The organism is Gemmata palustris, assembly GCF_017939745.1.
Lineage (GTDB): Bacteria > Planctomycetota > Planctomycetia > Gemmatales > Gemmataceae > Gemmata > Gemmata palustris.
Window position 1 is genome coordinate 4,466,566 of the sequence record NZ_JAGKQQ010000001.1, and the last position, 25,496, is coordinate 4,492,061.

A 25,496-nucleotide genomic window follows, 5' to 3' on the forward strand; every position below is an offset into this window, starting at 1 on the left:
AAACAACCATTAGTGGAGCGAAAGGGCCGGAAGCACGCAACGGTGAAAACGAGAAATCATCAACCGTGCCACACGGGAATCACGCCCACAGGAAAAGGGCCGCGATCAGTCCGCAAAACGCCGCGAACAGACCGACCAGTCCGGCGAGAACGTACCCGAACTGCGACGCAGCGGACGCGATCACTTCCCCGCGCACTGCGGCCTCTTTCCGCATCTGCCGGTGCAGCGCCCACACCACACCGAGCAGCCCCAGGACCGCGATCAGATCGAGTGTGGCGCAAACCAACAAAACGAGGAGCGTGGTGCGCATCAATCGACGTCCACGTTCAGCGATTTGATGATGGCGTTCAGCACGGGTTCGTTCCGCGCGCGGTCGTATTCGCTCACTTGGGCGAGCAGCAACAGCGGCCCGGCGAACGTGTCCATGCAGCGCACGCGACAGTTCGTGGCCGTGTCCACCGTGAGGAAGTCCGCGTTGAACCCGATGGCGGGTTGACCACTAATCGTTTCCGTCACGTCTTCCGAGTCCAGATCCTTGTACTCGCCCTTCAGCGCATCGAGCGACTGGTCCGCGAGTTCGCCCGGGTCGCGGGCCTCCGGTTGGAGCGACATCATAAAGAACGCCGTGTCCGGGCTGGACACGGTTACGGACCAGCCGCCGCTTTCGGGGTCTTCGGCCTCCTCCGCGGTCCAGTTCGTGGGGTAGCGGATGGCGATACGGTCGCGTTCAAAGGTGTTCATTTCACTCGCGTCCAAAACCGGTGATGCCCATTGAAAGTTGTAGGGGTACGAGTTTCGTTGGGGAGCGCGGGCTCCGGGGCATGGAGCACAGAAGGATCGTGGGCGCCCTGAGTTCGTCTACTGCCCCACAGTGTCTCACAACTATTCGCTCTAAACAAAGACATGGCCCTGTTCAACGAACTCGGGGTCGAAATCATTGCAATAAGTACAGATCCCCCGCGGCACTTGTCGGGCGAGTACCTCGGGCGGCCGGCACCGCTCCCAATCGCGCACTACAAGAAACTTGTGTGGTTGCGCCCCCACGAGAGCGGTCGATGAGTGGCACCCCGGTCGATAGCACCCGCGTCCAATCCCCCGACGATCTGAAACTCCTGACCGTGCGCCCGGTGCCCGTGTTCGCCGCGGGCACCCCGGTACCCGGGCTCTCGAGCTGGCTCCTCGAGCGCAAACTCGGCGGGGGCGGGTTCGGCGAGGTCTGGCTCGCGCGGCACGCCTGGGACGCCGAGCAGAACCCCCGGGCCGTGAAATTCTGCACCGACCCGGTCGCCCGGAACCGCCTCGTCACCCACGAGAAGAACGTCGTCCTGCGGGTGATGAAGTACGCGGCCAAGCACCCGAACGTCGTCCCGCTCCTCGACTGCAACCTCGACGGCGACACCCCCTGGCTCATGTACGAGTTCGTCGAGGGCGGCACCCTCGCGCGCGCCATCACCCAGTGGCGCGGGCTCCCGCCCCGCGCGCGCACCGACCTCGCGGTGCGCGCGCTCCACGCCATCGCCGGGGCGCTCGGCACGTTCCACCGGTTCGACCCGCCGCTCGTACACCGGGACATGAAGCCGCACAACGTGCTGATGGCCCGGTCGGTCCCGCGCATCACCGACTTCGGGATCGGGGGCGTGGCCCTGCGCCCGATGGACCTCACGACCGAGAGCGCGACCGAGGGGGCGCCGCGCCTGCCGTCCGAGTTGCGCGCCGCGGGCACCCGGATCTACGCGCCCCAGGAGCAGTTGTTCGGCAGCGCCCCCAGCCCGCGCGACGACGTGTTCGCGCTGGGCGTCATCGCGTACCAGATGGTTCTGGCCGATCTGACGACGGCCCCGGGAACGGACGCGGGCCACGAACTGCGCCGGCTCCGGGTGCCGGGCGAGTTGGTCGAACTCATCGTCCGGAGCGCGGCCATCAACCCCGAGCGGCGCCCGCCGGACGCGGGCGCGTGGGAGTCCGCGCTCGCGGCACTGATCCACAAGACGGACGGCCCCTCCGAACGCGCACACCCCACGGGTACGGATCCGAGTGCCGCACCGGAGGCGCCGACGGACGTTCCGCCCCCGCGAACCGAACCGGAGCCGGCCCCCGCGCCCCCGCGCCCGGCCGACTGGCGCGTCTGGAACGAGCCGAAACCGGTCCGGCGCAAGAAATCGCGCGGGTCCGCGGGGTGGGTGCTGGGCGCGGGCCTGTTCATCGTGGTCGGTTTGTGTGCCGGTTTCGCGCTCCTCGCGCCCCATACCTTCCTTCCGCCGGGGTGGAGGTTGAGCGGACCCGCACCGGGCGAAACGCGCGAATTTCGGCTCCCCGACGGGGTGACCATGACGTTCTGCTGGGTTCCGCCCGGGGAGTGCCAACTCGGTTCCCCGAGTGCCGAACGGGACACCGTTCTGAAGTCGTTCGGGCAGGCCCCGGCCTGGCTCCCGGACGAGCGCGAGGAGCGGCGCGGCACATTCACGACGAACGGGTTCTGGATGGGCCGATACGAGGTCACCCGGTCGGAGTGGGCGGCGGTCATGCGCGGCCCCCCGTCCGCCGCACCGGGTTCCCAGCTCGGGGGCGATAACAGGGCCGCCCCCGAAGGGAACACCGAGGACGGGCAATTGCCCGTGGACAGCATTTCGTGGGTTCAGAGCCGGGAGTTCGTTGACAAGCTGAACGCGCTGGGCGGGGGTGAAAAAGTGTTCGGCCGGAAGGGTGCGTTCGCGCTCCCACACGAGGACGGGTGGGAGTACGCGTGCCGCGGCGGGTTGGGCAACGGCCGCCCCTTTTACTTCGGTGCGGGGCTCAACGGCACGCAGGCGAACGTTGACGGCAGTGCCCCGTTCGGGACCGCGACGAAGGGACGGAACGTGGGGCGCCCGGTGGCGGTGGGCAGTTACGCGGCGCAGGCCCCGCACCCGTGGGGGCTGTGCGACATGCACGGTAACGTGTGGGAGTGGTGCGAGAACCGGTACGAGGGCATGCCGGCGCGCGTCGTGCGCGGGGGCTCTTGGTTCAACCAGGCCCACGACGCCCGGTCCGCGAACCGCGGTTGGTACGGCCCCGACGCTCAGCGCCGGGACGTCGGCGTTCGCATCTGTTGGATCGGGGAGCGGTGAGGGGCCGCCGGCCCCGGTTCAAGAACACCCGAAGGCACATTAAAACCCCGGGAATGCCGGGGCTTGTGATACTCCTTGCCTCGCACCAGATCCACCTCAGCGGCGAGTTGCGGTCGGCGCTCTATTTCGGGTACGCTTTCTGAAGTATCTCTTTCTCAGCGTCGGAGAGTTTCAGCGGAAAGAACTCGATCGTCGATTCCTTTGGCCCACCTACACCCGGCATAGACCCGTAGATGATCTTGGTTCCCTTCGCCCCGAAGGTGAGGACACACGGGTGCGATCCGTCTCTTACATCATAAGTGTCTTTGGAGACGAATGACTTGGTGCTGAAGGTCAGCAACTTTCCCTTAGCGTCCACGCAGAGCGTGACGCCTAAGTTCAGGTTCGGGTGGAACGCCACTCCCTGCGGCCCCCCTCCTGGACTCTCCGTTTGTCCCAGTCGCGTCTCCATATCCTTTGTGTCGAAGACGGCCACACCGGGGACCGACCTCGGATCGACCTTTGAACGCCACCCGCCCGCACCGGCCAGCACGACCTGCTTGCCATCCGAACTCACCGCCAGTGACGTTCCGTTGACTGAGGCGTTGTCGTTTACCCCAATAAGTTTAAGGTCCTTATCGGCGACAGCGTACTTGAGTATCACCGCACGGATGTTCGCGGTGGCAAGAGATATTTTCACCGACTTGCCCGGTCCTTCCTCCATCACCAAGACGTTTCGGATCGGCTTTTGAATGCCGAAGTAGACGGTCTTTCCGTCGCTCGGGTCCACTGCGATGTACTGCCCGGTTGCACCAGTCTTGTCCACTGACCCCTTATCCGAGTCGATGGCGTATACCTGGTTCTGAAAGTTGACGGCATACAACAGCCCCTTGGTCGGGTGGCACCCGAGCGCCTGCACCGGCTCACCGGGGACGGCAATCTCCTTCAGTTCTTTGGCGGTCGCTCCGTCGAGTACGTGGATCTTCGCGGACCCGTCGGTGGCGACGAACAGTTTGTCCCCCTGGACGGCCATGAACGTGGGCTTGAAGTCCAATTCGACGCGCTTGAGTTCCTTCTCGGCGATTGTGTCGTAGTAGACAAGCGTCGCTTTGGACGGGATGGAAACTACGAGCGTTTTCGCGTCGGCGAGCATCACCCCGCCTTTGATGAATGGGAGCTTGAACGAGGTAATCGGGTCGGCAGCGGCACTTGTCCCGGACAGAGTGAGCAACGTGGCGAAGGTGACACCGACAGCCAGTGTCCGAAGAAGGGGCATCGTGGCACTCCAAGGGGTTAAAGCGTCTCGTCCGGCGGCAAACACGAGCAGTATGACGAGGTCAGATACGCCCCGTCAACCATCATTTTGTCTGATATTCTTTGTAACGATTCCCGTGGAAGTGTTTAACTCGTCGCTCTGCGATAGGACGATGTTACGTCGTCCGAACCCGTACTACCGCACCGCGCGGGGACCACTGTTCCAACAACGCTTGCGTTTGAGACAGCCCTTGTGAGAGTGTTTCACCGCAGAGAGCACATGAGATGAGGGCGCAGAGGAAAGCAAGGGCTGAAATCGTCCGCCCTCAATCCGGTCGTTCACCGCGGCCTCGTGTGCCCTCTGCGGTGAAACACTCTGGTCCGGGCGGTGTGTCGGAGATCAACGCGCGGGTTCGCAGTCGTGTAGCGGAGGTCGTTACGCGGGCGGGCGTTGGCGAAGAAAAGTCGGCTGGGTTGCCCCTTGTGCCCGGCCGTCGGGCAGAGGCCGGAGCCGCTCCAAGGTGTAGGAGCGCTCCGACTGGCGCGGTTGCGGCCCGGGAGGCAGCTCCCGTGCGGGACCGCCGGGTACTCACGCCGGACCCCGTGACGGTGGCTGATATGCGCAGCCTGACGCCCCGATCACCGGGCGGGCGGTGAAGCCACCGGCAGTAGAGCGGAGCGGGCTCCGGGCGCCAAGGGGAGAAACCCTAGTCTAACACATGGTCGATTCTTCACTCGGTTACACTTTCCCCAGTACCAGGTCGACAACCCAGCACCCGCCCACGTGACAAGTCGGCGTGAAGCGCGAAAAACTCGAGTCCCCGATCAGTAGCCCCCACCGCAACCCGCGCAGGCGAGCCAGGATTAGCTGAGGGGTGGTGGCAGCTAGCCATTCCTCTTCGGCCACCGGTCACCCTTGGAACCGCCGTTCAATGGCGTTATTCGAGCGCGGACAGATCTTCGCTGTCACCCGACACGGGCGGGTGCGAATCGCGCGCCAGCCATACACCGGTGAACGAGAAGATCGCCAAGGAAATCAGCCCGGTTCCGACCAGGATCGAGCCCGCAATGAACCCGGCGCCGCCCGCGACGATTTCGGGCAGTTCCGCGCACGCCATGGACAGGAAACTCAGCCCCATTCCGCCGGCCCCGGCGAGAATCGCGAGTACCGAGAGCACTTGGTACGCGCCCAATAACGCGCTCTTTGACATGGTGCCCCGAGGGTTGGGAGACGCGGACAGTGCCCTCACCAGCATGACCGATCCGGCCCCCGGTGCAAGCGCGAACGCGGCGCCCGGAGGCGTTCGCGCGTCGGTCCCGGATGTTCCCGTTCTCGGCCCCGATAATATTGCCGGAGCCGAGAACCGCCAACCGTTCTTGATTTGGGCGTCCCGTGGGGCCGACGGCCGTTTCCATGTGTCGGCGTTCTGGACGGAGGATCCCGACGCAATCGAACAAATCGGCAAAACCGTCCCGCACGCCAACGGCGCGCTGCTACGTCTGTGTGTCGACCGCGAGTCGCGACCTCTCCCGCCCATCCGGTCGCACGAGTACCGCTCTCTATCCATCACGGGCGCCGCGAGCGCCGACCCTTTTTCGGAGCACGAGTATGCGTAGCTTGACCAAGAACGTAGTGTCGTTCCTGAAGGCCGAAGACGGCCCGACGGCCGTTGAGTACGCGGTGATGTTGGCCCTCATCGTCGTGGTGTGCATCGCCGCCATCACGACCCTCGGCTCCAACGCCAACAGCACGTTCAGCTTCGTCGGCTCTTCGGTCAAGCCGCCCGCCGGGAGCTGAGTGAACTTCGCGAGTTGGTCGCGGACCTGACGCTTTCCCAGTTCGGGCAAACTTGTCCGAACTGGGGGTTTGACGACTGCGGCTCGTTCGATTTTCGCGAGCGACAACCTTGCGCGTGTCGATCGAGGCGAGCCACATCAAGAGTGAGTCGAGATCGATCATCGACATGGCGTACTGTTTGCCATCGGGACCAGTTGCAATCATCTCGCCGGTAACGGACCACTCCCTCGTCGCGAGTTCGCGGCGCTGCATTTCCAGTCCAATTCCCAAATTCTCACAACACCGCCAACTCACCCGAGGCGCACGACTCGCGCGGCTCAACGACCGAGTGCGAACGGCGCGGCGTGAGCCCGCCGGTGTTTAAAGCGATACCGGCGGGCTCACGCCGCGCCGTTCGCGAGATTTCGACACGGCAGAACCACGGCTCAGTTGCAGCAAATCCAAACCGGGGAACTTCGGGCGCGCCCGATCCCGGTCCTATCACGGTACAGTGCGTCATAGCACGGGCTCTACATTCCGCTGCCGGAGCACGTCGACGGCACGAAATGCGCCGGATTAATAGTGTCGCCCGCGCCCCACGGATTTCGGATGCCGCCGGTGGGGGCACGCGACGCTGCGTAAGTTTTTACGAAGTGGCGTGTGTGGGGAAGAGAATAGCGGGGGCGTGCGTCGGCGGCGCCGGTTTGATCCGGGTTCCGCGGCACGGAGGCCACTAGCCGGTTTAACCCGACCGGTGGCCCAGGGATGGACAGGTTTTCACCGCCAAGCCCTTCGGCAACCAGGCGACCTGCGGATTGGTTTGGTGGGGTACCCGCAGGCCCGTGGCTTTGCGCCCCCGCCTCGCGGCGGGTTAGCCCTTTCGAGGATGAAAGGTGTGGCGCCGAGGAACGCGCCGACGCACGCCCCCGGTCGGGTACCCAAAACGCACCCGACCGTTCGCTGTCAGAAGATAGAACGCATTTCCCCAATACGCAAACCCGACCGGAGCAGAATCCCTGCTCCGGTCCCATTTTCTGTTGACCGCCGGGTTCGGCGCGCCGGAGCTACCGTTTAGTGGGTTTGGCCTTCTGCTCGTCGCGCCAGTAGCGCGGGTTGCGCCCGGCCGGGGTCGGGATGACCAGTTCGAGGGCCTTGAGCAGTTCCGGGGAAAAGGTGAGCGTGTCGGCCTCGCGGTCGTAGCTCACGGAGAGGGTGTAGTCGTGCGGGTGAACCAGTACGTCGGAGTACGCGTCGCGCCACAACCACCCGCGATCTAACATGGCCTGAATCTGCTGTTTCGCGGTGAGTTTGTCGGCCACGGTGACGCCTCGTGTTTTTAGGATGGGCACCCGATAGTATATTAGATCGCAGACCATACTTCGGCGACTTTCGATGTTGCCGCCCCGAACCGCCCCCGCGCGCACCTCGTAACGAGGGCATGCGGATCTCGTTCGATCTCGACGACACCCTCATTTGTTACCACGCCGGTGCCCGAAACGAGCCGAGCCGGGTGCGCTGGTGGCTGCGCCCGTGGATCTACGAACCGCTCCGGCTCGGGGCCGTCGGCCTGCTCTCCGAACTCGTAAAAGAACACGAGATCTGGGTTTACACCACCTCGTACCGGAGCCCGCGAACGGTCGCGTGGTGGCTCTGGTGCTACGGGGCGCGGGTCGGGCGCGTCATCAACCAGGACCGCCACGAGCGCGCCTTCGGGCGCCGCGGACCGAGCAAAAATCCCGGCGGGTTCGGGATTCATCTGCACGTCGATGATAGTTGGGGCGTGTGGGCCGAGAACCGCTTCGACCGGAACGTGTGCGTCGTGCTGCCCGACGATCCCGACTGGGCGGACAAAGTGCGCGAAGCCGTCGCGTGCGTCGCCCGGTGCAAACCGCCCCCCCTACCGCCCGACGTACCGGAAGAATACCGTTCGAGGGGATGGGTGTGAGTCACTACTCTACTGGTAACTCAGACACGTTGCCGTGTTGATTTGATGCGCGTGGTTCTTGGTTTGGTGGCACAGGCCTCTGGCCTGTGTGAGCGCCTCCACAGGCCAGAGGCCTGTGCCACCGCAAAAACGCCCGCTTTCAACGCAGCAGCGCCGTGTTGGTTGGGTGCCTTCTGTAACCGGCCTCTGTCAACAGATTGCAAACGTGGGCAACGGTTCCGCTTTGGTTGTGCCCTCTCCCCTTGCGGGAGAGGGTGGTGAGGCTTTGCGAACCGGGTGAGGGGTAACGTCCCGCGTGTGGAAGCAACCCCTCACCCCGCCGCGAAGCGCGACGGCCCTCTCCCGCAAGGGGAGAGGGCACAACCAAAACGCTGGCGCTCCACGTTTGCAATTCGTTGACAGAGGCCGGCTACAGAAGAACATCACCCGGTCTGGCACCACCCGTTTCTCCACGCCGGAGCCTCTCCGATGTCCGAATCCCTGCGCTGCGTTCCCCCGAACGCAATTATCGTTGGCTACGATTTCAGCACCGGGGGCGTGAAGGCGCTCGCGTTCGACCTCTCCGGTAACACCGTCGCCCAGGTCCGGCTCCCCACTGATCTGTGGACCGAGGGCGGCGTCTCCGAACTCAACCTGATGCAGCTCGAAGGACAGGCCCGCGCCGCGACCCGCGCGATCGTCAGCACGATGGACGGCAAGCAGATTGCCGCGTGGGGCGCGGGCGCGTGTGGCATCTCGGCGACGCACCACTCGGCCGGGCGGATCGACGGGAGGGGTAATCAGGTGCGCCGGGCCATCTGCTGGAACGACCAGACGCTCGCGAAGTACCACGCCGAAGGCTTGAAGCGACTCGGCGGTCAGGAGCGCGCGAAGGAACTGACCGGCGGACCGTGGGCCGTTCGCTATTCGCTCTCCCACCTGGTGAAGGACGAACACGCACTGAGCGAAGCCGACTGGAAGCGGACGGATGGGATCGTACCGCACGGACCGCTCGCGGCCGGCTACCTCACGAACCGGTTCGACGTCACGAGCGTTTCATCGGCCGCGTCCACGGGCATCATGGACCTGCGCACGAACCAGTGGCGGAAGGAAATGCTCGATGCCATCGCGAAGCCCGAGTACCGCGCCCTCGCGTGGGACTGTCTGCCCGACATCATCGACATGAACCAGCCGGTCGGCCCGCTGTCCGAGTCGGTCGGGCTCGACGCTCAGCTACCGGGTAGTTGCCGGCCCCTCGTGTTCCCGACGCTCGACGATCAGGCGGCCGGGCTGATCGGCGGCGGGGCGGTCGAGGCCGGACAGGTCGCGATCATCCTCGGGAATTCTGCGGTCGTGAACTCGTCGTCCGCGCGGCTCCCGCAATCGGGCACGCTCGACGCGATGAAGCTCAACTGGGGGCCGTACCTCTGGATGCGGTGTTATTCCAACGGCGCCCAGTTCCTCGATGAGGTTGCCGGGAAGGACTGGTTCAAGGTCGAAGAGGCCGCGAAGGTTCCGCCGCTGTGCAACGGGACATCCGTGCTACCGTTCCTGCTGTCCGAACCCTCGGTGGGGGTCGAAGCACCCCGCGTCGAGTGGTCCCCCGCGAACACCGAGAACCGCGCTGTTAAGGTTCGGGCCTGTCTGGAGGCGCTCGCGTATCTGCTCGCACGGGCCGTTCGCGAGCACGAGCAAGCGGGGCAAACCGTGACGCGGATCACCGTGTCCGGCGGGATGGCGAAGAGCCAGTTGATGTGCGAGATCCTCGCGAGCGCCCTGAACCGCCCGCTCGAACGGCTCGTGTCCGACGAAGGCCCGGCCCTCGGCGCCGCGGTCGCGGCCCTGGCGGGCTTGGAGAGCCACCTGCGCAAGCAACAGGGGATCGGCGAGCCGTACACCGCGGCCGACGCGGTCGCCGCGATGGTCCGGTTCCGCGACCGGGTGGAGCCGCGCCCGGAATGGGTGAAGGATTACGCACGCGGCCAAGACGTGTTCGAGCGCTGGCTGAACGGCCAGCGCCCGTAAAAGTGAGCACCACCGACGGTTACCGGTTCGTGAGTTTCACCGTTACATCCGTCTTCTTAGTTGCGAAAAAAATGATGCGAATCGCCGTGTTCTCGGGCACGTCCACGGCGAACGCCTCCCCCTTGCTCTCCTTGGCGGCGAGAGCTTTTGCTTTGTTCGCCTCGGCGTCCTCCAAACCCTTCTCGCCCTTTGCGTCGGCCTCCTTGAAGACGTACACGGACACAGAGCCCGCGGAAGACGAGAAATCGATGGTGATCTTTTGCGGCTTCGGCTGAGCGTCCAAATCGATTGATTTGGTGTCCCCGGCATCAACGGAAACAACGGTCTTTTGGTCCAGTTTCGCGGGACCGCACCCGGTCGCGAGGAACAGTCCGAGCGCGCACACAGCGAGAGCGAATCGAGTGGGCATGGAGATCCTTTCTTAACGCGGTTGGTACTTGGTGTCCGGCACCCGGCTTTCGTCTTTTACGAAAGCCGGGTACGCGAACCGGCACACGCCATTACTCGAGGTTCGTGAGTAGGCCGGCCGCAATCTTGCGCCCGGCGGCGATCGCGGCGCCCGGAACGAACACGTTCAGGGTCGCGGTATCGTCCTTCAGCGTGATCGCGACCCCGATGAACGCGGGCGGGCCTTTCACCGGCGCCACTTTCCCGATCCGCGGGAAGCCGGGCACGGTGTCCTGCAGCGCGCGCAGCCCGTCGAGTAACCCCGTGACGGCCTGACCGACTTCCATCAGCGTCAACACGCTGGCGTCGGCCGGGAGTTGCTTGCGCGTGAGTTTGAACCCGGCCGTCTCGCCGATCGCTTTCTTGCTGTCGCGGAAGCCGTCGATCGTAGCGGCGGCGGCGGCCCAGTCCTTCGCAGTCACCTGAATGACCGCCTTGCCGTCGGTGCCGATCCAAACGGTGGTTTTCTCGGACATCGCTCGCTTGAGCTGCTCCAGAGTGATTTCCTTCGCCCCTTCCGGGAGGTCTTTTACCGTTGCCTCGAAATCGAACGCGAGCCGGATCTCGGCGAACGCGATGCCCGCGTGCTTGTGCGCGTCCTTCGTCACCTTCGGCGCGTCCTTCAGCACGGCGCTGTGGATGCGCCCGCCGGGGGCCATCGCTTCGTAGCACCCGAGTAGCGCGTCCACGGCCTTCTTCGGCTCCGTGTACTTGGCGACGGTGAACAGCGAGTCCGGGGTGCCCGCCGCCGAGATCTCGCCCTGCGGACCGGCCGCGGCGAGATCGGCTAGGCGCTTCTCGATCGCCTGGTTCCCCTTTTCGTCTTCATCCACCGGGCCGAATTCCGGGTTCAGCCCGCGCACCGCGTCGGAGAACGTCTTGCCGAATTTCGAGCCGGTGTATTGCGCCAGCCCCGCGGGCAGGTTGCCGATCTCGGCGAACGAACCGGGGGTTTCGGCCTTCAGTAACTTCATGCTCTCGGTGCCCTCGGCGAACTGCGCCTGCACGCGCAGGTTCAGGCCCTCCGGCCGGAACTCGGCCGCCACCACCAGCCCGCGGCAATCCCCGATGGCCTGGAACAGCCCGTGGGCCATCGCCTTCACGCTTTCGAGCTGCTTCTTGCCGAAGCCGGGCAACATGCCGCCCATCTGGGCCTGTTGGAGCCCGAAGTCGATGAGCCCCTTGAACCCTCGGATCTGGTCGCCGTACACGTCGTTGATGACGTCCAGATTGACGTACAGCCCGAAATCGGCCCCGACGAACGACTTGGCGAGTTCGGCCGGCATCGTGGCGGTGCTGGCCCGCGTAAACTTGGCCGCATAAGTGTCGGCGGTCGCCTTGTCCGGCGAGAGCGCGACGTACTCCTTCAGGTCCACCATGTAGACCGCGTGCTCCGCACCCCCGGCGCTCACTTTCACCTCGTCGACGCCCTTCCCCTCCTCGAACGTCTTCCGCTCGTCGGCGGTGAGGAACGTTGCGCGGAACTCTTTGTAAGAGGTGACCGGGACGAGCACCGACACGGCCGGGGTGTTCTCGAACAGGCTCGCGATGTCGTTCACGACGAAGTACACGCGGCCCTCTTTGGGAACGGCCGTGAGTTTGCGATCGGTGAGGAGCTGCTTCAGGGCATCGTCGATCTGTTTGTCGATCTCGGCTGCGTCCGGGAGCGCGGCCTTGAGCATCGCGGAGAGCCGCTCGCGGGCGGCCCCGATACCGGTAAGTTGCACGGCGATCGGCGCCTTCGCCGGGAACGGGAAGGTGACGGCCTTCCCCCCATCCGGTGGCACCGGCGCAACGGCGTGCGAAAGCGGCGCGCACGCGGCAAACGTACCGATGACGGCGGCCGCGACCGCGGCACGGAACAACAGAGACATGGCGTGTCCTCGTAACGGCGGGCGCACCGGCCCACATGCGCCCATCTTAACGGGCCACACAATCTGTGACGAGTGACGACCAAAACGATGACGAGTGCGCTCGGCTCTTTTCCGAGATCACGTGTCGCAATACCGCACGCAAGCGAAAAGGATCACCGGACAGAACCAGTATTCGTAAATCGGGCTGTGCCCGACGTGCCTGGGTTACCCGAAATGCCGTAATAGCTGCACTCTTCTTCCATGTGGTGCAAGTAATTTCGGCGTAAGGACTGCGGGCGCTCCCAACGATGTTACAGCGGACGTGTTTCGACTACGTTTTGCCCAACACCAAGTCCAATGCCCAACAGCCTCGGACATGCGGGCCATCACTGCGAAGGTGGTTCAGAAGATCGTCGTGCGAGCATCCAGCATCCATCAACGCATCCGCCAAAATCGGGAGCCGGTCAAAGGCTTTTTCGGTGTAGATGCCGTTTGCGAGTGCGGTGACAGTGGACGTGAGCCAGGAGGGTTCAACGGTGACTGGACGGATGGGATTGCCGAAGATGTCTCGAAGCAGAACAGTTTGTGAACGTTTCTCTTCTGCATCGGCGGCATTTCGGCTTGCCGAATCCCGTTGCTCCCTCCACGCGGTTTCATACTCTGTTTGGCTTCTTTTCGCTACCTCTTCAAAATAGAAGTGGCTGGCAATCTCCCCTCGTGCCGTCGCCACGTTGTCCGCAATCCTCGCCGCATCAAAATCAATCGTCAGTCCTTCGGCAGCCAATACCACATGCCAGTCGCCTACCAACTCGCTGCCCTGATAGCGACGTTCATTCCCCGCCTGCTGCGCACGTTCCACTGCTTTGTTCATGCGTGCTAGCGACAATACGCCGTCCGCATATTGCTCTGCCCTCTCAACGATAAATCTATGCCGTTTGTCCTCCAGTAATGTCCAAACTCGCCGACAGCACGCCACAGCGAACAAACGTAACTTCCGGTCGCTTGCCTTACCCCGTAGGAACTCCAGCATTGGCGTTGGGTCAGTCGCCGTTTGCCATTCCTGTTCGGTCATTTCAAACACCTCTGAACCGTTTCATAGCAAGAATACCGCATCCTCGGTGGGCACGAAACGGGTGAACAGCACGGCATCGGGCTGCGGAGCGTTGACCCCTGCGGGGGTTACGTCGGGCACAGCCCAACCGACAACGTTTTCGGCTGGTAATCTCCAGCAAATTCGGCCCTGGATCTGTGCCAAATTAAACTGGACGTCCGTCCAAAAATCAGTCACAATTGGGTTATCGGCGGAGCCCCTCCACACGCGCGAGAAGAATCGCGTTCCAACAGGTCGGAGGAGATCGAAGGCCAAAAGAGGGAAATGTTAGCGTTTGTTAGCCGGGCGAGTCGCTTCACAAGAACACGCAAATTGCCGATCTCTCGAATAAATAACGACTTACGCCACACTCGATGAACCGTGTGGCCCCAACACCCTCTACGAGCCCAAAAGGTTAGCAAATGTTAGCATTCGGCCCCAAATCAGACGCAAACCATTACGGGAAAATGGTTTGCGAACGCTAACAATCGCGACTCGCGGATACGACCGGTTACTCAGGAAACCTCGTCCCCGCTATCGTCGGGTTCGGCCGGCGCTTGTTCCTGGTTTTCAAGTCGGAACGGTTGCCACACGTGCGGGCGCGCCAGCGGTTCGATGTGGAGCACCTCTTCGCCCCCCTGGAACACGCGGACGCTCCCGCTCGACTGGCTGACCGCGAACGCGACCGAGCTCGTTTGCTTGCTGATCGCGGCCGCGGCCATGTGCCGGCTGCCGAATCCCTTGCGGATGTTCACGCCGTCGCCGCGCCCGCCCAAGTGCAGGCACGCGGCCTCCGCGATCCCGTCGCGCCCGATCAGAACGGCGCCGTCGAGTTTGGCGATTTCCTTGATCTGCTCGCGCACGTCTCGTTTTCGGACGTCGCGTTCCGCGCGCGAGTACCCGCGGAACGGGTTGAAGTTCTGGAAGTGCGAGAGGCTGAGCACCTTCCGCGTGTCGCCGACAACGAGGATGGTGCCGATCGGTTGGCCCTCGCGCCCCTCGCGCCCGATCTCGGTCGCCAGATCGACGACCGCGCGGAGCACGTCGATGGGCGCCGCGTCGCCGAGCACGCGGAGGTCTTGCGCGGTCATGCGTTCGAGGTGCTCGCCGAGGTGAATCACACTCAGGCTGTCCACCGGTTCGGGCGCGTCTTCGAGGGTCGCGATCCCGTTGTAGATCGCGACGACGTGCGACCCGGGTTGGAGCAGATCCTCCGTGACCGCCTTCAGCAGCGCCGCGTTCATCCGCTCCTGGGTGGGGAGCGGTTCGGGGTCGAGGTCGATGACGGTCCAGTCCGGGTTTTCGCGCAACGACTTGGTCAGCGCGGGGTTCTCCGCGGCGACGAACAGCCGGCACCCGGCCAGCATGCGGCCCACCTCGTCCCAGTCGATGGACGTTTCGGTGAGCAGCAGCACGGCATCGGCCGGCAAACTCTTCACGAGATCGCGCGCCGCCTGGAGCAGCGCGACGCTTTGGCTGGGCAAGCTCATATTGGGAAGACTAGCGAATGAGTAGTTTCGGGTCGCCGGGTTCGCGAACGGTCAAACGTCACCAAGGCCAAAGTCGTGAGTCCGAGCGCCACAAAGTCGAAGCCCCGCGCGGGGCCGCGTTCGACTCTACGCCCCCCCGAGCTTTACGCCACCGACTTTACGAGCGCGGACTTCTCGCCGACCTTGCGACTTGAAACGACCGGAGCGGCAGCGCGGACCGTTGTGCCACTGTACGGTACGGGCGCGCGCGACGCCAACAGCGGAACCCAAAAAAGAACGAGATTCGCGGGCTTGTCCAAGTTCCCACCCGCGCCCGACAATACGGTGTCGCGTGCGCCCGGTGGTTCGCCGCTCCCCCTCAATCCCGGAGACCCCCATGCTCGAATCCGTTCTCGATACCATCGGCCGGACGCCACTGGTACTGCTCAACCGGCTCACCGAGGGGCTCCAGGCCAAGGTCGCGGTGAAAGTGGAGTTCGCCAACCCCGGCGGGAGCGTGAAGGACCGCGTGGCGCAGGCGATGATCGCGGAAGCCGAGCTGCGCGGCACGCTCCGGCCCGGCGGCACCATCATCGAGGCCACCGCGGGCAACACGGGCGTGGGCCTAGCAATGGTGGCTGCGGTAAAGGGCTACCGCTGCATCTTCGTGCTACCCGACAAGATGTCCAACGAGAAGATCCTGCTGCTGAAGGCTTACGGCGCGGAGGTCGTCGTCACGCCGACCGCCGTGGCGCCGGATTCCCCCGAAAGCTACAACGGCGTGGCCGATCGATTGGCGCGCGAGATCCCGGGGGCGTGGCGCCCCAACCAGTTCACCAACGCCGCAAACCCGGAAGTCCACTACCGCACGACCGGCCCGGAAATCTGGGAACAGACAAAGGGCAAGGTGACCGTGTTCGTGTGCGGCGTCGGCACCGGCGGCACCGTGAGCGGCGTGGGCAAGTACCTGAAGGAAATGAACCCGAACGTGAAGATCGTCGGCGCCGACCCGGAAGGCTCGGTGCTCTCCGGCGGGACACCGAAACCGTGGAAGGTCGAGGGGATCGGCGAAGACTTCGTCCCCAAGACGTTTTCCAGCAAGTACGTGGACGACTGGGTCCGCGTGGGCGACGCGGAGTCGTTCTTCGTCGCGCGCGAACTGGCCCGGCGCGAAGGCATGCTCCTCGGCGGGAGCACAGGAACCAACGTGGCCGCGGCGCTCCGCTACGCCCGCCGATTGGGGCCGGGGCAGATCATCGTCGCGCTCGGGTGCGACACCGGGCGCAACTACCTCAGCAAGTTCTTCGACGACGGCTGGCTGGCCGAAAACAAGCTCACATTTACGGAAGCCCCGGCGCACTCGGTCGGCGACCTACTCAAGAAACGTGGAGAGCGCAAACTGGTGATGATAACCCCGGACGCGACCGCGGAGCAGGCGATTCAACTGTTGGAAGCGACCGGCATCTCACAGTTGCCCGTCATGGACGCGGGCAAACCGGTCGGCAGCGTCCAGGAGGTGTCACTGGCCCGCATTTTGCACGACGGCAAAGACCCGACGAAGGTGACGATCAGCGACCTGATGGCGCGCCCATTGCCGACGCTCGACATCCGCACGCACCTGGACGAAGCGTACCGCCTCCTCCTCGCGGGCTACACCGGCGTGCTGGCCACGAACGACGGCGCGGTCGTGGACATCGTCACCCGCATCGACCTGATCCACTACTGGGGCAGTAACCGCGCGAAGTAGAATGGGGCGGGTGTTCTCAGGAGAAGACCGATGCCGCTGCTCGACCACTTTCACGGACCGATTGCGAAAGCGCACGAGTGGGAAACGTTTCACACCCGCTGGGGCGTTGCGCTCGCGGATGATTTGAATCGACGCCTACCGAGACGATTTCTCGCTTCGGCCCCGATGCGCCTCGGGCCATCCGTCGCGGCGGACGTGGCCGAACGGGAGTGGCTCTCCGAGAGTCACGAAACCCACGGCGGCGAGTCGGCCACCGGCAACGGCGTGGCCCTCGTGACCGAAGTCGAGGTCTACGCGCCACCGGCGCCCGAACTGGTCATGCCTACCACATTCCCCGACGAGTACCGCGTGGAAGTGCGCGACACGCTCAAAGCGTCGCGCGTGATCGCCGTCATCGAACTGGTGAGCGAATCGAACAAGAAAGAGGCCAACGAGCGGGAGCAGTTCGCCGCGAAGTGCCTCAGTTACCTCGGCAAGGGGATCGGGCTCGTTGTGATCGACATCGTGACGTCGCGGCACTGGAACTTGCACAACGAACTCGTCCGCTTGGCCGAGCACGACGACAAGTTTCTGATGCCGGACGATCCGTGGATTTACGCCACCGCGTACCGCCCGGTGCGCCGGAACAAAGAAGACCTGATCGACCTCTGGACCTGGCCGCTCGTGGTCGGAACCGCGCTCCCGGCCGTGCCCCTGGCACTCAAGGGTTACGGGTGCGTGCGCCTCGATCTGGAAGCCACTTACACGGAAGCGTGCGCGCGGCTCCGTATTACTGAATAGCCACCATTAAAGGGTACCCGATGCCGCTACTCGATATCGACTGGGCGAAGAACGACCGCGACCCGTTCGCGTTCCTGGTGAACTGGTCCGCGTGCGTTGCCGACGCACTGAACGCGCAACTGCCGAACACCGAGCGGTTCCTCGCGGAATCGTTCCACCGCACGCGCCTGAAAACGGGCGAAGAAATCGCGGGCTTCGCCGGAGGACCGCCGGTGGTGAGCGCCGGTGGGCAGGACACGGACCAGAAGTACCCGGCGTTCGATCCGCCGGCGCCGACGTTCGTTGCGCCGGCCCGGTTCACCGACCGCGTGGGCGTGAACGTGTCCGACGCGCACCACGGTCGGCGCGTCACGGCCGTGGTGATGTTCGTGACCCCGGACAACAAGGCCGACTCCGATTCGTCGCTCGCGTTCGCGGTGCGCGCGGCCGCGCTCATGTCGCGCGGGGCGGGTGTGGTCATTGTGGACGCGCTGCCCGGCCCCGCGAGTTGGGCCACGCACCTGCACAGCCTCGTAGGGGTGTACCCCATCACCAAGCGACCGCGTGGCACCGACGCCCCTGTACTCGTCGTTCACCCCCAAGTGCAAGGCGGCGCGGAGCAGTTCGCGGTGTGGCACTACGCGGTCGCGTCGGGGTTCCCGCTGCCCACGGTCCCGGTTCCGATTCGTGGGGCGATGAACCTGAAGCTCGATCTCGAAGCCACCTACGCGGCCGCTTGCGAGCGCTGATCTTGGGTCGCGGCCAAGCGAGGCGTCACTGTGTGTTTCGCATCCCAAGCCCGAGGGCGAACGGGCTTGGGATGCGTGCGATTCAATCCATCTCCTCCCAGTTCTCGCGCTCGATGTTGTGTTTCCGCGCATTGCAACGTGCCTCGCGGTTTCACCCACGGGGTGGAACTGATTCGAGCCATCTGCCACGCGCCCCGAATCGATTTTCAACTGGTTCGGCAATCACGCGAATGGCATTCTCTCGTGAGTCGAGCCACCTTGCTTGTCGCTTTTTTCGTTCGTGTGTTTTGGGCGCGAGGCGCCGAGATTTGAGCGCGGGGAGTGCGCTAAGATCACTGGCGCGATTTGTCAAGGCAAGGGCCAGCGCGACACAGGTTCCGTTCAAGGCACTGGATCGGGTTTCTTCTAACGAGCCACAATAGGGAATACACGTCCGACAAACTTCGCAATGTCGCAGTTCCGGAGTAGCCGTTGGTGTGAGCCGCTTCCACTGTTTCGGGCACGCATCTGAAGGTGTTACTTGATAGGTTTCGAGCTTCGGATTGCTAATCACCGTAAGCCACAAAGGGTCAATGCGTTTGGCCAGGCGCCGGAGCTGATTCCGGCCGTAATTTTGATCGTGGTTTTGTTCGGGTGCGTCGGCAATGCGGAGTTCGAGGCGGATGAAGTCGGCTTTGGTTTTGCAGTTCGGGTCGTCTTGTTCGTCGAGCCAGTCGGCGAATACGAGTCGGGCGGTGTCGTCGGCGGGCGATTGGCGGATCACGGACAGAAAACCGGCCTCTTCGTGCATTGGCACTCCAGGGGATGTTCGTGCGACAGAGCCATGCCGCACGGACACACATCCCCGGTCGGAGGTTCGTCAGTAATCCGCGCTCACAACCATCCCGTCCGCACGCCCCGCCAGCCACCGGAGTTGTGCCGGGTCGCTGGAGTCACGGAGGAACCGCACGGAGCCGTCGGCGAACCCGAACTGTGCCCCGCCGCTGTGCCGCGAACTGAACGCTTGCGGGGCCGAGCCGTTAATACGCGACGTGTCGGCGTCCAGCCACCACATCGTGTCGCTGGTCTGCACGATCGCACCGGGTTGCCCGCTCATCCCGGCCCAGATCGCGGCGCGCTTCTGAGTTGGCGTGTCGAAGATGCACTCGCCGATGAGCAGCGTGTTGGACGTGCCGTCGGTGATATCGGTGATCCGCGTGCGGCTGTTCTGGTACATGATGCCGCCGAAGTCGAAGTTCATCTGGATCGTCGGGAGCGTGTACGGGCCGCACACCGCGCGGTAGTTCGAGGTCGCGTGGTTCTGCCGCTGCGGGTTGATCTCCGGGGCACCGTCCGCCGGGCACAGGAACGTCTTGATCTTCACCTGACTCAACCCGCCCGGAACGTCGGTCGCGTTAACGAGTACCAGTCCGCCACCGAACCGCGTGTTGGTGCTCACTCCGAGCTGCTTAAAGAGATTGTCCTGTTCGATGTAGGGGAGCAGGTACGCGGACCAGCTCCACGAGCCATTGAAATCCGGCCCCGCGAACGCGGACGGGAACCGCTCGTTGTCTCCTGCGAAGGCGTGCAGCGCAAGTGCCGTCTGTTTCAGGTTGTTACTGCACGAGATGCGTGCGGCCGCGGCCCGCACTTTTTGCACCGCGGGGAGCAATAACCCGATAAGTACCGCGATGATCGCGATGACGACCAGTAATTCAATCAGTGTGAATCCGCGCGTCTTGTGAGGCCGCATGAATTCCCCGATCCGAGGGGCGAGACCCTGAACCCGAGCGAGCGCCGCACCAATCTAAACGAACGAGGTTTCGGTTCGGTTGGCCGGAACACTACAATTTACCAAGCCGCACGGAGCGGTGTTTCATTCACCAGCAGTTACTCCAATGCCCCGTGATCCTTACGACGTGCTCGGTGTCTCCAAGTCCGCGACCGCGGACGACATCAACAAGGCGTATCGCAAACTGTCGAAGAAGTACCACCCGGACCGCAACCCCGGCGACAAGCAGGCCGACGCCAGCTACAAGGAAGTTCAGGCCGCACACGACATCCTCGGCGACACGAACAAGAAGGCGCAGTACGACCAGTTCGGGTTCGCCGGACCGCAAAACGGGTTCCCCGGTGGCGGATTTCCGGGTGGGGGTGGGTTTCCTGGTGGCGGCGGGTTCCCGGGTGCGAGCGGTGCGCCAATCGACCCGGAAGCCGCGCAGCGCCTCTTTGACATGTTCGGCGGCGGAATGGGCGGCCAAGGCGGTCCGGATCTGAGTGACATCTTCGGTGGCGGCAAGCGCAAAACCCGGACCCGGTCGCGCGCGCACGCCGAGCCGATCGAGTCCGAAGTGACGGTCCCGTTCGACGTGGCCGCGAACGGCGGGAGCGTCGCGCTGGAGGTCGGCGGGCGCCGGATCGATGTGAAGGTACCCGCGGGGATCGAGGAGGGAAAGAGGCTCCGCGTACCGGCCGACGCGACCGGCGGACCCGAGGTGCTACTCAAAGTGAAGATCGCCCCCCACCCGTTCTTCCGGCGCGAGGGCAACGACCTCTACCTGGACGTGCCGATCACGATCTCGGAAGCGGTTCTCGGCGCGAAGGTAGACGTGCCCACGCTCGACGGGAGCAAGCTGGCGCTACTCACCGTCACTGTTCCGCCCGGTACATCGAGTGGTCGCAAGCTGCGCTTGCGCGGAAAAGGCATCTCGGGCGGCGATCAGTATTTGGTCTTCAAGGTGGAAGTGCCGAGCGGGAAGGTCGACGACAAGAGCCGCGAACTGATCGAGGAGTTCGCGAAACTGAACCCACAGAATCTGCGCACGGAAGCCCCGTGGGTGTGATTTCCTTCGTGTAGCGAATTGAGATATGACCGCGCCCGACAAGCCACTGACGTTCCCACAAACGCACCACATGAAGACTCCCGCGGAGTTCGAGCGGTGCTACGCGCGGAAGCGCTCGTCCGCGGACGGGTTGCTGATCGTGTATGCGTGCGAGAACGAACTCGCCCACCCGCGCCTCGGGTGCTCCGTGTCGCGTAAGGTGGGCAACGCAGTGGTGCGCAACCGCTACAAGCGCCTGTTCCGCGAAGCGTTCCGCTTGGTGCAACACGACTTGCCGCCGGGCGCGGACTTCATCCTGATCCCGCGCCCGGGGCCGTACCCCGCGATCGACGCGCTCAAGGTGTCACTGGTAAAACTGGCGACTCAGGCGACGCGAAAGCTGCGCGACGGTCCGCGCCCCAAGCCAAGCCAACCTACCCCCCCGTCCCCCCTCCCTTTAGGGAGGGGGGAGGCAGAACCTAACCCCCTAACCACCTTCCCTAAGAAGGAAGGGGGAACGGAGCAAAACGCAACAGACGCAACGCAATCTACGGCCGTTTTAAGTCCCTCTCCGTTTAGGGGAGGGGTTGGGGAGGGGTTACAGCCACAACCTGCCCCCAACGGGGGCACCCCCTCGTGAAGTCCCTCTCTTGGCTCTGGCGCGGACCGGCGCTCGCGTTCGGCGCGGTGATGGTCGTGTGCGTGCGCGGGTATCAGAAGTTGATTCGCCCGATTCTGCCGCCGATGTGCCGGTTCTATCCGGGGTGCAGCGAATATTTCATTCTCTCGGTGAAGAAGCACGGCCCGATCTTCGGGTGCGCAAAAGGCGCGTGGCGCATCTGCCGCTGCAACCCGTGGAATAGGGGCGGGTACGATCCACCGTAGGCGACCGGCCGGTGGATGCGTCCCTCAATTACCGGTCGGCTCACACCGGCCGGTCGCCGGTTACTTCTTCCCCTTCGGGTCCAAGTTGGCGCGCATGTCCTCTTCGGTCACTTCGGACTTCACGCCGTCCTTCGGCACGTCGAGTTTGCAGAGCCACACGAGCGCGTTCAGCACGACCTTGCGGTAGTTGTCGTCCTTCCAGTTGCGGTGGTGGTGCCCGCCTGTAAACCCGGCGCCGCGCCCGCCGTTCTCGCGTTCGAGCGCCCACATCATCGTTTCGGGCTGCCCCTTGGCGTCCTGGATGTGCTTGTACGGCCCCTGCGGGTACACGTAAGGGCCGTCGCGCACCGTGTCGGCGGGCTTCGCGGAGAGAATGGGCGTGATGCCCTTCATCCCGTCACGGAACCGCATGTTGAAGTACCATTCGTCCTTCACGCTGAACGGCTTCACGCCGTTCGCGATCGGGTGCTTGGGAAACTCCTTGAACTCCGGCGCCCACATCGGGTTGCAGGAATACATGTGTTCGTAGTAACCGCCGATCCAGTCTTTGAATTCCGGTCCGCCCAGATCCTTCGGCACCTCGACGCCGTAGTGCGCGCACATGAGTCCGACGCCCTTCGCCATCAACTTGCCGATGCGCTCGAGCCGCTTCTCGCGCACGAGCGGGTGGTTCCCGCCGCCGTCCGCGAAACACAGGATCGCGTCGGCGGTGTCGAGCGCGGAGTCGTCCTTCGGGTAGCCGTTGAGGAAAACGACGGTTTCCAGCCCCGGGTACCCCTTCAGACACTTCTCGAGCAGGCGCACGCCCGCGTTGAACTCGTGGTCACCGGGGCCGTGGCTCGGCGTCCCCGCGATCATCACCAGTTTCTTTTTCTTGTCCGCACTGTAGGCAAGTGACGAATGGAGTGTTATCGCGGCGCTCGTGGCCAGGAACGCGCGTCGGGAGAGTGGCATCGACATTGCTCCTTGAGTGGGTGGGTGTAAGTGTAGCCGACTCGCGTACCGGTCGCACAGAGTCGTACAGGCGGAAGATACCACAGGGCTCCCTCTACGAACGACGGCCCCTCTGGGGCGAAGAGCGGATTCTTTGTTTTCCGCCCCGGAGGGGCCGTCGTTCGTAGCACAGGGCGGGAGCCCTGTGGTATCTTCGTTTCGCGTGGGAAAGCGGCGCAAGTTGGGCATCGCCCACTGTTTCCTGGTATGAACGCGCACAGGATCGTGGTGAGCGACTCCGGACTCACTCCCGTGATGGGCGAAACGGACCGCGAAGCGGCCCGCGAGCTGAGCCTGCGCGGGGTGCGCCCGCCGGTCAAGGTGCCGGGCTACGACCAGGAGCAGTTCCTCGGGCACGGCGCTTACGGCGAAGTGTGGACCGCGGTGAACCGGAACAGCGGGCGCCGGGTCGCGATCAAGTTCTTCACGCGGCGCGGGGGCCTCGACTGGTCCGCGCTCGCGCGCGAGGTCGAGAAGCTCCGCTACCTGTTCTCCGACCGCTACGTGGTGCAGCTCTTCGAGGTGGGGTGGGAGTCCGATCCGCCGTACTACATCATGGAGTTCATGGAGAACGGGTCGCTCGAAGACCTGCTCCGCACCTACCACCCCACGACTCACGAAGCCGTCACGGTCTTCCGCGAAGTCGCCATCGCGCTCGTTCACGCCCACGACAAGGGCATTCTGCACTGCGATTTGAAGCCCGCGAACATCCTCCTCGACCACGAGCGCAAGCCCCGGCTCGCGGACTTCGGCCAGTCGCGCCTCACGAACGAGATGGCGCCCGCCCTCGGCACGCTGTTCTACATGGCGCCCGAGCAGGCCGACCTGACCGCGGTGCCGGACGCGCGCTGGGACGTGTACGCGCTCGGCGCGGTGATGTACCGGATGCTCGCGGGCGAACCGCCCCACCGGAACGAACCGGGCGCGGCGCACGTGACCACGGGCACGCTCGAGGCGCAACTCGCGGCGTACCGTAAACTGATCTTCAGCGCGCCCAAACCGAGCGCGCACCGGCCCGTCCCGGGCGTCGATTCGGGCCTGGCCGCGATCATCGACAAGTGCCTGGAACCGAGCCCCGGCAAGCGCTTCGCGAACCCCCAAGCGGTCCTCGCGGCCCTTGATGCGTGGAACCTCCAGCGCGTGCGCCGGCCGTTGCTGTGGGTCACCGGGTTCACGTTCGCGCTCCTCTTCTTCCTCATGGCGCTACTCGGCCAATACTTGTTCCGCACCACGGTGAACACGGCCGCGCAGGGGGTCGAGAGTCGCGCGCTCGATGCGAACCGGTTCGCGGCGCAAACCGAAGCCCGCCAGCTCGCCGCACAGGTTCAGCTCCGGTGGGTGCAGCTCGAAGCGATGGCCCGCAACCAGCAGATTCGCGAGCTACTTCAGAAGGGCGAGCGGATGAAGGACGACCCCGGCGCGGGGTTGAAGCTCGATCAACTGCTGGCCGAGCGCAAGGAGCGCGGCGACAGGCAGTTTTCCGATTCGGAGAAAGCGTCCATCTGGTTCGCGGACGACGCGGGCGGGTACCAGCGCGGCACCTCTCCGCCGTCCGAACCGAGTCGCCACAAGTACCGCGGGTACCGGGACTACTTCAACGGAACGGGCGAGTTTCCGGAAACGGCGTCCGGCACCCCGCCGGGGATCGTCACGCGCCCGCACCGTTCGGTCGCGTACCGCCGCAAATTGGACGGCGGCGATAGCGTGTGGGCGGTGGCGTTCACGGTACCGGTGCTGAGCGACGGGCCGGACCCGAAACCGGTCGGCGTCGTGGGAATGACGATCGATCTCGCGGACGCGGCTCCCGAGCGCACGGACCGGTTCCCGGTGCTGATCGACACGCGCCCGGACTTCAAAACCGGGCGCCGCGGGCTGATCCTGCGGCACCCGTACTGGTCGGCAACGAAGGGCGAGAGCGACCCGCCGCTCTACTACGCGGACGCGGTCGTGAAGTGGACCGACGCGATGCGCGAAACGGGCGAGGACGCCCGGTCCTTCGACGGCGGCGCCGAATACACCGACCCCGTTGCGGTCGCGAACGGCGACGTTCCGGGGCAAGCGACTTACGAGGGCAAGTGGCTGGCGGCCGTGAACCGCGTGCGCGTGGGGCCGGACAAGGTCGATACGGGCTGGGTGGTACTGGTCCAGGAGCGCAGAGACGAAGCCCTCCAGCCGGTGCGCGACCTGCAGTGGCGCCTCGGCTACGTTGCGCTCGTCGCGTGCGTGGTGATTCTGGTGCTCGTCGCGCTGATGTGGAGCGGGATGGTGCTCGTCATGGACACATCGTCGCGGTCACCGGTCACGCGCCTCTTGCGCCGCTGGGCGGGCCTCCCCACTAGCGTCACGAGCACCAGCGTGGGCACGATCACCCGGGGCAGTTCGCTCCCCGGCGCGGGCACCGCACGCGGCAGCGCGACCGCGACCCCGGGAACGGGCGCGACGCGGGCGTAAAGGTTTGCGCCGCGCCCGGCATTTCAGGTTCACGCGATACCACCGCCACGTCACATACACTTTGCCCAGCTTTCGCTCGACTTTCCGCGCCACCCATCAAGATGGGTCAACCGGCGAATCCGGGCGAACCGATACTCCGCCTACGCACGGAAGCCCGACACGCCAAGGACGGCGACACAGGGCACG

23 protein-coding genes, 1 pseudogene and 1 riboswitch are annotated in these 25,496 nt (G+C 64.5%); of the genes and pseudogenes, 11 read left to right on the forward strand and 13 right to left on the reverse strand.

Translation table 11 applies throughout. From position 1 onward, the window contains the following. Positions 1-79: 79 nt before the first annotated feature. Positions 80-310 carry a hypothetical protein gene (locus J8F10_RS18330; protein WP_210656072.1) on the reverse strand — a complete coding sequence of 77 codons (231 nt, stop codon included), beginning with the start codon at positions 308-310 and terminating at the stop codon, positions 80-82. After that, entirely contained in the window at positions 310-741 is a 432-nt protein-coding gene (locus J8F10_RS18335) for a hypothetical protein (protein WP_210656074.1), read from the reverse strand. The genes J8F10_RS18330 and J8F10_RS18335 overlap by 1 nt, the downstream gene beginning before the upstream one ends. 314 nt (positions 742-1,055) lie before the next feature. Between J8F10_RS18335 and J8F10_RS18340 the strand changes: the two genes are divergently transcribed. Then, positions 1,056-3,107 carry a bifunctional serine/threonine-protein kinase/formylglycine-generating enzyme family protein gene (locus J8F10_RS18340; protein ID WP_210656084.1) on the forward strand — a complete coding sequence of 684 codons (2,052 nt, stop codon included), beginning with the start codon at positions 1,056-1,058 and terminating at the stop codon, positions 3,105-3,107. A gap of 121 nt (positions 3,108-3,228) precedes the next feature. Here the strand turns inward: J8F10_RS18340 and J8F10_RS18345 are convergent, their stop codons facing one another. Continuing rightward, on the reverse strand, positions 3,229-4,362 hold the full coding sequence (locus J8F10_RS18345; protein ID WP_210656086.1) for a YncE family protein: 1,134 nt from the start codon (positions 4,360-4,362) through the stop codon (positions 3,229-3,231). A 916-nt stretch (positions 4,363-5,278) separates the two neighbouring features. Beyond that, positions 5,279-5,551, reverse strand: a complete 273-nt coding sequence (locus J8F10_RS18350) for a hypothetical protein (protein WP_210656088.1) — start codon at positions 5,549-5,551, stop codon at positions 5,279-5,281. Between the two features lie 398 nt (positions 5,552-5,949). Here J8F10_RS18350 and J8F10_RS18355 point away from each other — a divergent pair, with 398 nt between their 5' ends. Then, positions 5,950-6,138 carry a Flp family type IVb pilin gene (locus tag J8F10_RS18355; protein WP_210656090.1) on the forward strand — a complete coding sequence of 63 codons (189 nt, stop codon included), beginning with the start codon at positions 5,950-5,952 and terminating at the stop codon, positions 6,136-6,138. 114 nt (positions 6,139-6,252) lie between these two features. Here the strand turns inward: J8F10_RS18355 and J8F10_RS40855 are convergent. Together J8F10_RS40855 and J8F10_RS18365 are read right to left on the reverse strand one after the other, a co-directional pair. Further along, positions 6,253-6,432: pseudogene (locus tag J8F10_RS40855) on the reverse strand (phage antirepressor N-terminal domain-containing protein); the annotation flags it as partial. 476 nt (positions 6,433-6,908) lie between these two features. Continuing rightward, positions 6,909-7,004, reverse strand: a riboswitch (cyclic di-GMP riboswitch). A gap of 177 nt (positions 7,005-7,181) precedes the next feature. Beyond that, positions 7,182-7,436, reverse strand: coding sequence for a hypothetical protein (locus J8F10_RS18365; protein WP_210656092.1), 255 nt, complete (start codon positions 7,434-7,436; stop codon positions 7,182-7,184). Between the two features lie 119 nt (positions 7,437-7,555). On the opposite strand from J8F10_RS18365, the gene J8F10_RS18370 reads away from it, so the two are divergent. Together J8F10_RS18370 and J8F10_RS18375 are read left to right on the forward strand one after the other, a co-directional pair. Further along, a complete protein-coding gene (locus J8F10_RS18370; protein WP_210656094.1) occupies positions 7,556-8,062 on the forward strand; it encodes a hypothetical protein in 507 nt (168 codons plus the stop codon). A gap of 468 nt (positions 8,063-8,530) precedes the next feature. Beyond that, complete coding sequence (locus J8F10_RS18375; protein ID WP_210656096.1) at positions 8,531-10,066, forward strand: xylulokinase; 1,536 nt, start codon at positions 8,531-8,533, stop codon at positions 10,064-10,066. Between the two features lie 19 nt (positions 10,067-10,085). Here J8F10_RS18375 and J8F10_RS18380 read toward each other — a convergent pair whose 3' ends face one another. The 4 genes from J8F10_RS18380 to J8F10_RS18395 all read right to left on the reverse strand — a co-directional run bounded on the left by J8F10_RS18380 (position 10,086) and on the right by J8F10_RS18395 (position 14,946). Beyond that, positions 10,086-10,475, reverse strand: coding sequence for a hypothetical protein (locus J8F10_RS18380; protein ID WP_210656098.1), 390 nt, complete (start codon positions 10,473-10,475; stop codon positions 10,086-10,088). 91 nt (positions 10,476-10,566) lie between these two features. Further along, positions 10,567-12,387 carry a hypothetical protein gene (locus tag J8F10_RS18385; protein WP_210656100.1) on the reverse strand — a complete coding sequence of 607 codons (1,821 nt, stop codon included), beginning with the start codon at positions 12,385-12,387 and terminating at the stop codon, positions 10,567-10,569. A 310-nt stretch (positions 12,388-12,697) separates the two neighbouring features. Further along, positions 12,698-13,438: a hypothetical protein gene (locus J8F10_RS39055; RefSeq protein WP_246523439.1), complete on the reverse strand. Its 741-nt coding sequence runs from the start codon at positions 13,436-13,438 to the stop codon at positions 12,698-12,700. 533 nt (positions 13,439-13,971) lie between these two features. Next, entirely contained in the window at positions 13,972-14,946 is a 975-nt protein-coding gene (locus tag J8F10_RS18395) for a DNA integrity scanning protein DisA nucleotide-binding domain protein (protein ID WP_210656102.1), read from the reverse strand. 376 nt (positions 14,947-15,322) lie between these two features. Between J8F10_RS18395 and J8F10_RS18400 the strand changes: the two genes are divergently transcribed. From J8F10_RS18400 to J8F10_RS18410, 3 genes are read left to right on the forward strand one after another with little or no spacing between them, the layout of a single operon-like run. Further along, positions 15,323-16,672 (forward strand): cystathionine beta-synthase, encoded by a 1,350-nt coding sequence (locus tag J8F10_RS18400; protein WP_210656104.1) that lies wholly within the window; start codon positions 15,323-15,325, stop codon positions 16,670-16,672. Positions 16,673-16,702: 30 nt separating this feature from the next. Further along, positions 16,703-17,452 (forward strand): DUF4058 family protein, encoded by a 750-nt coding sequence (locus J8F10_RS18405; protein ID WP_210656106.1) that lies wholly within the window; start codon positions 16,703-16,705, stop codon positions 17,450-17,452. A 20-nt stretch (positions 17,453-17,472) separates the two neighbouring features. Further along, on the forward strand, positions 17,473-18,180 hold the full coding sequence (locus J8F10_RS18410) for a hypothetical protein (protein ID WP_210656108.1): 708 nt from the start codon (positions 17,473-17,475) through the stop codon (positions 18,178-18,180). Between the two features lie 151 nt (positions 18,181-18,331). Here the strand turns inward: J8F10_RS18410 and J8F10_RS18415 are convergent, their stop codons facing one another. Together J8F10_RS18415 and J8F10_RS18420 are read right to left on the reverse strand one after the other, a co-directional pair. Next, positions 18,332-18,970: a TIGR02996 domain-containing protein gene (locus J8F10_RS18415; RefSeq protein WP_210656110.1), complete on the reverse strand. Its 639-nt coding sequence runs from the start codon at positions 18,968-18,970 to the stop codon at positions 18,332-18,334. A 69-nt stretch (positions 18,971-19,039) separates the two neighbouring features. After that, entirely contained in the window at positions 19,040-19,912 is an 873-nt protein-coding gene (locus J8F10_RS18420) for a DUF1559 family PulG-like putative transporter (protein ID WP_210656112.1), read from the reverse strand. Positions 19,913-20,057: 145 nt separating this feature from the next. On the opposite strand from J8F10_RS18420, the gene J8F10_RS18425 reads away from it, so the two are divergent. From J8F10_RS18425 to yidD, 3 genes are read left to right on the forward strand one after another with little or no spacing between them, the layout of a single operon-like run. Then, positions 20,058-21,002 (forward strand): DnaJ C-terminal domain-containing protein, encoded by a 945-nt coding sequence (locus tag J8F10_RS18425; RefSeq protein ID WP_210656114.1) that lies wholly within the window; start codon positions 20,058-20,060, stop codon positions 21,000-21,002. A 25-nt stretch (positions 21,003-21,027) separates the two neighbouring features. Beyond that, positions 21,028-21,621 carry a ribonuclease P protein component gene (rnpA, locus tag J8F10_RS18430; protein ID WP_210656115.1) on the forward strand — a complete coding sequence of 198 codons (594 nt, stop codon included), beginning with the start codon at positions 21,028-21,030 and terminating at the stop codon, positions 21,619-21,621. Beyond that, positions 21,618-21,866, forward strand: coding sequence for a membrane protein insertion efficiency factor YidD (yidD, locus tag J8F10_RS18435; protein WP_210656116.1), 249 nt, complete (start codon positions 21,618-21,620; stop codon positions 21,864-21,866). Before rnpA ends, yidD begins: the two co-directional genes overlap by 4 nt. 60 nt (positions 21,867-21,926) lie before the next feature. Here the strand turns inward: yidD and J8F10_RS18440 are convergent, their stop codons facing one another. Beyond that, the gene (locus tag J8F10_RS18440; RefSeq protein WP_210656118.1) at positions 21,927-22,820 is read right to left on the reverse strand and encodes a ThuA domain-containing protein; all 894 of its coding nucleotides are present in this window, start codon (positions 22,818-22,820) and stop codon (positions 21,927-21,929) included. Positions 22,821-23,066: 246 nt separating this feature from the next. Here J8F10_RS18440 and J8F10_RS18445 point away from each other — a divergent pair, with 246 nt between their 5' ends. Further along, positions 23,067-25,310 carry a protein kinase domain-containing protein gene (locus tag J8F10_RS18445; protein ID WP_210656120.1) on the forward strand — a complete coding sequence of 748 codons (2,244 nt, stop codon included), beginning with the start codon at positions 23,067-23,069 and terminating at the stop codon, positions 25,308-25,310. Positions 25,311-25,496 lie beyond the last annotated feature (186 nt).

Coding starts and splice junctions, on each gene's coding strand:
- J8F10_RS18330 (WP_210656072.1), bottom strand. CDS start 310: ATGCGCACCACGCTCCTCGTTTTGTTGGTTTGCGCCACACTCGATCTG.
- J8F10_RS18335 (WP_210656074.1), bottom strand. CDS start 741: ATGAACACCTTTGAACGCGACCGTATCGCCATCCGCTACCCCACGAAC.
- J8F10_RS18340 (WP_210656084.1), top strand. CDS start 1,056: ATGAGTGGCACCCCGGTCGATAGCACCCGCGTCCAATCCCCCGACGAT.
- J8F10_RS18345 (WP_210656086.1), bottom strand. CDS start 4,362: ATGCCCCTTCTTCGGACACTGGCTGTCGGTGTCACCTTCGCCACGTTG.
- J8F10_RS18350 (WP_210656088.1), bottom strand. CDS start 5,551: ATGTCAAAGAGCGCGTTATTGGGCGCGTACCAAGTGCTCTCGGTACTC.
- J8F10_RS18355 (WP_210656090.1), top strand. CDS start 5,950: ATGCGTAGCTTGACCAAGAACGTAGTGTCGTTCCTGAAGGCCGAAGAC.
- J8F10_RS18370 (WP_210656094.1), top strand. CDS start 7,556: ATGCGGATCTCGTTCGATCTCGACGACACCCTCATTTGTTACCACGCC.
- J8F10_RS18375 (WP_210656096.1), top strand. CDS start 8,531: ATGTCCGAATCCCTGCGCTGCGTTCCCCCGAACGCAATTATCGTTGGC.
- J8F10_RS18380 (WP_210656098.1), bottom strand. CDS start 10,475: ATGCCCACTCGATTCGCTCTCGCTGTGTGCGCGCTCGGACTGTTCCTC.
- J8F10_RS18385 (WP_210656100.1), bottom strand. CDS start 12,387: ATGTCTCTGTTGTTCCGTGCCGCGGTCGCGGCCGCCGTCATCGGTACG.
- J8F10_RS39055 (WP_246523439.1), bottom strand. CDS start 13,438: ATGACCGAACAGGAATGGCAAACGGCGACTGACCCAACGCCAATGCTG.
- J8F10_RS18395 (WP_210656102.1), bottom strand. CDS start 14,946: ATGAGCTTGCCCAGCCAAAGCGTCGCGCTGCTCCAGGCGGCGCGCGAT.
- J8F10_RS18400 (WP_210656104.1), top strand. CDS start 15,323: ATGCTCGAATCCGTTCTCGATACCATCGGCCGGACGCCACTGGTACTG.
- J8F10_RS18405 (WP_210656106.1), top strand. CDS start 16,703: ATGCCGCTGCTCGACCACTTTCACGGACCGATTGCGAAAGCGCACGAG.
- J8F10_RS18410 (WP_210656108.1), top strand. CDS start 17,473: ATGCCGCTACTCGATATCGACTGGGCGAAGAACGACCGCGACCCGTTC.
- J8F10_RS18415 (WP_210656110.1), bottom strand. CDS start 18,970: ATGCACGAAGAGGCCGGTTTTCTGTCCGTGATCCGCCAATCGCCCGCC.
- J8F10_RS18420 (WP_210656112.1), bottom strand. CDS start 19,912: ATGCGGCCTCACAAGACGCGCGGATTCACACTGATTGAATTACTGGTC.
- J8F10_RS18425 (WP_210656114.1), top strand. CDS start 20,058: ATGCCCCGTGATCCTTACGACGTGCTCGGTGTCTCCAAGTCCGCGACC.
- rnpA (WP_210656115.1), top strand. CDS start 21,028: ATGACCGCGCCCGACAAGCCACTGACGTTCCCACAAACGCACCACATG.
- J8F10_RS18440 (WP_210656118.1), bottom strand. CDS start 22,820: ATGCCACTCTCCCGACGCGCGTTCCTGGCCACGAGCGCCGCGATAACA.
- J8F10_RS18445 (WP_210656120.1), top strand. CDS start 23,067: ATGAACGCGCACAGGATCGTGGTGAGCGACTCCGGACTCACTCCCGTG.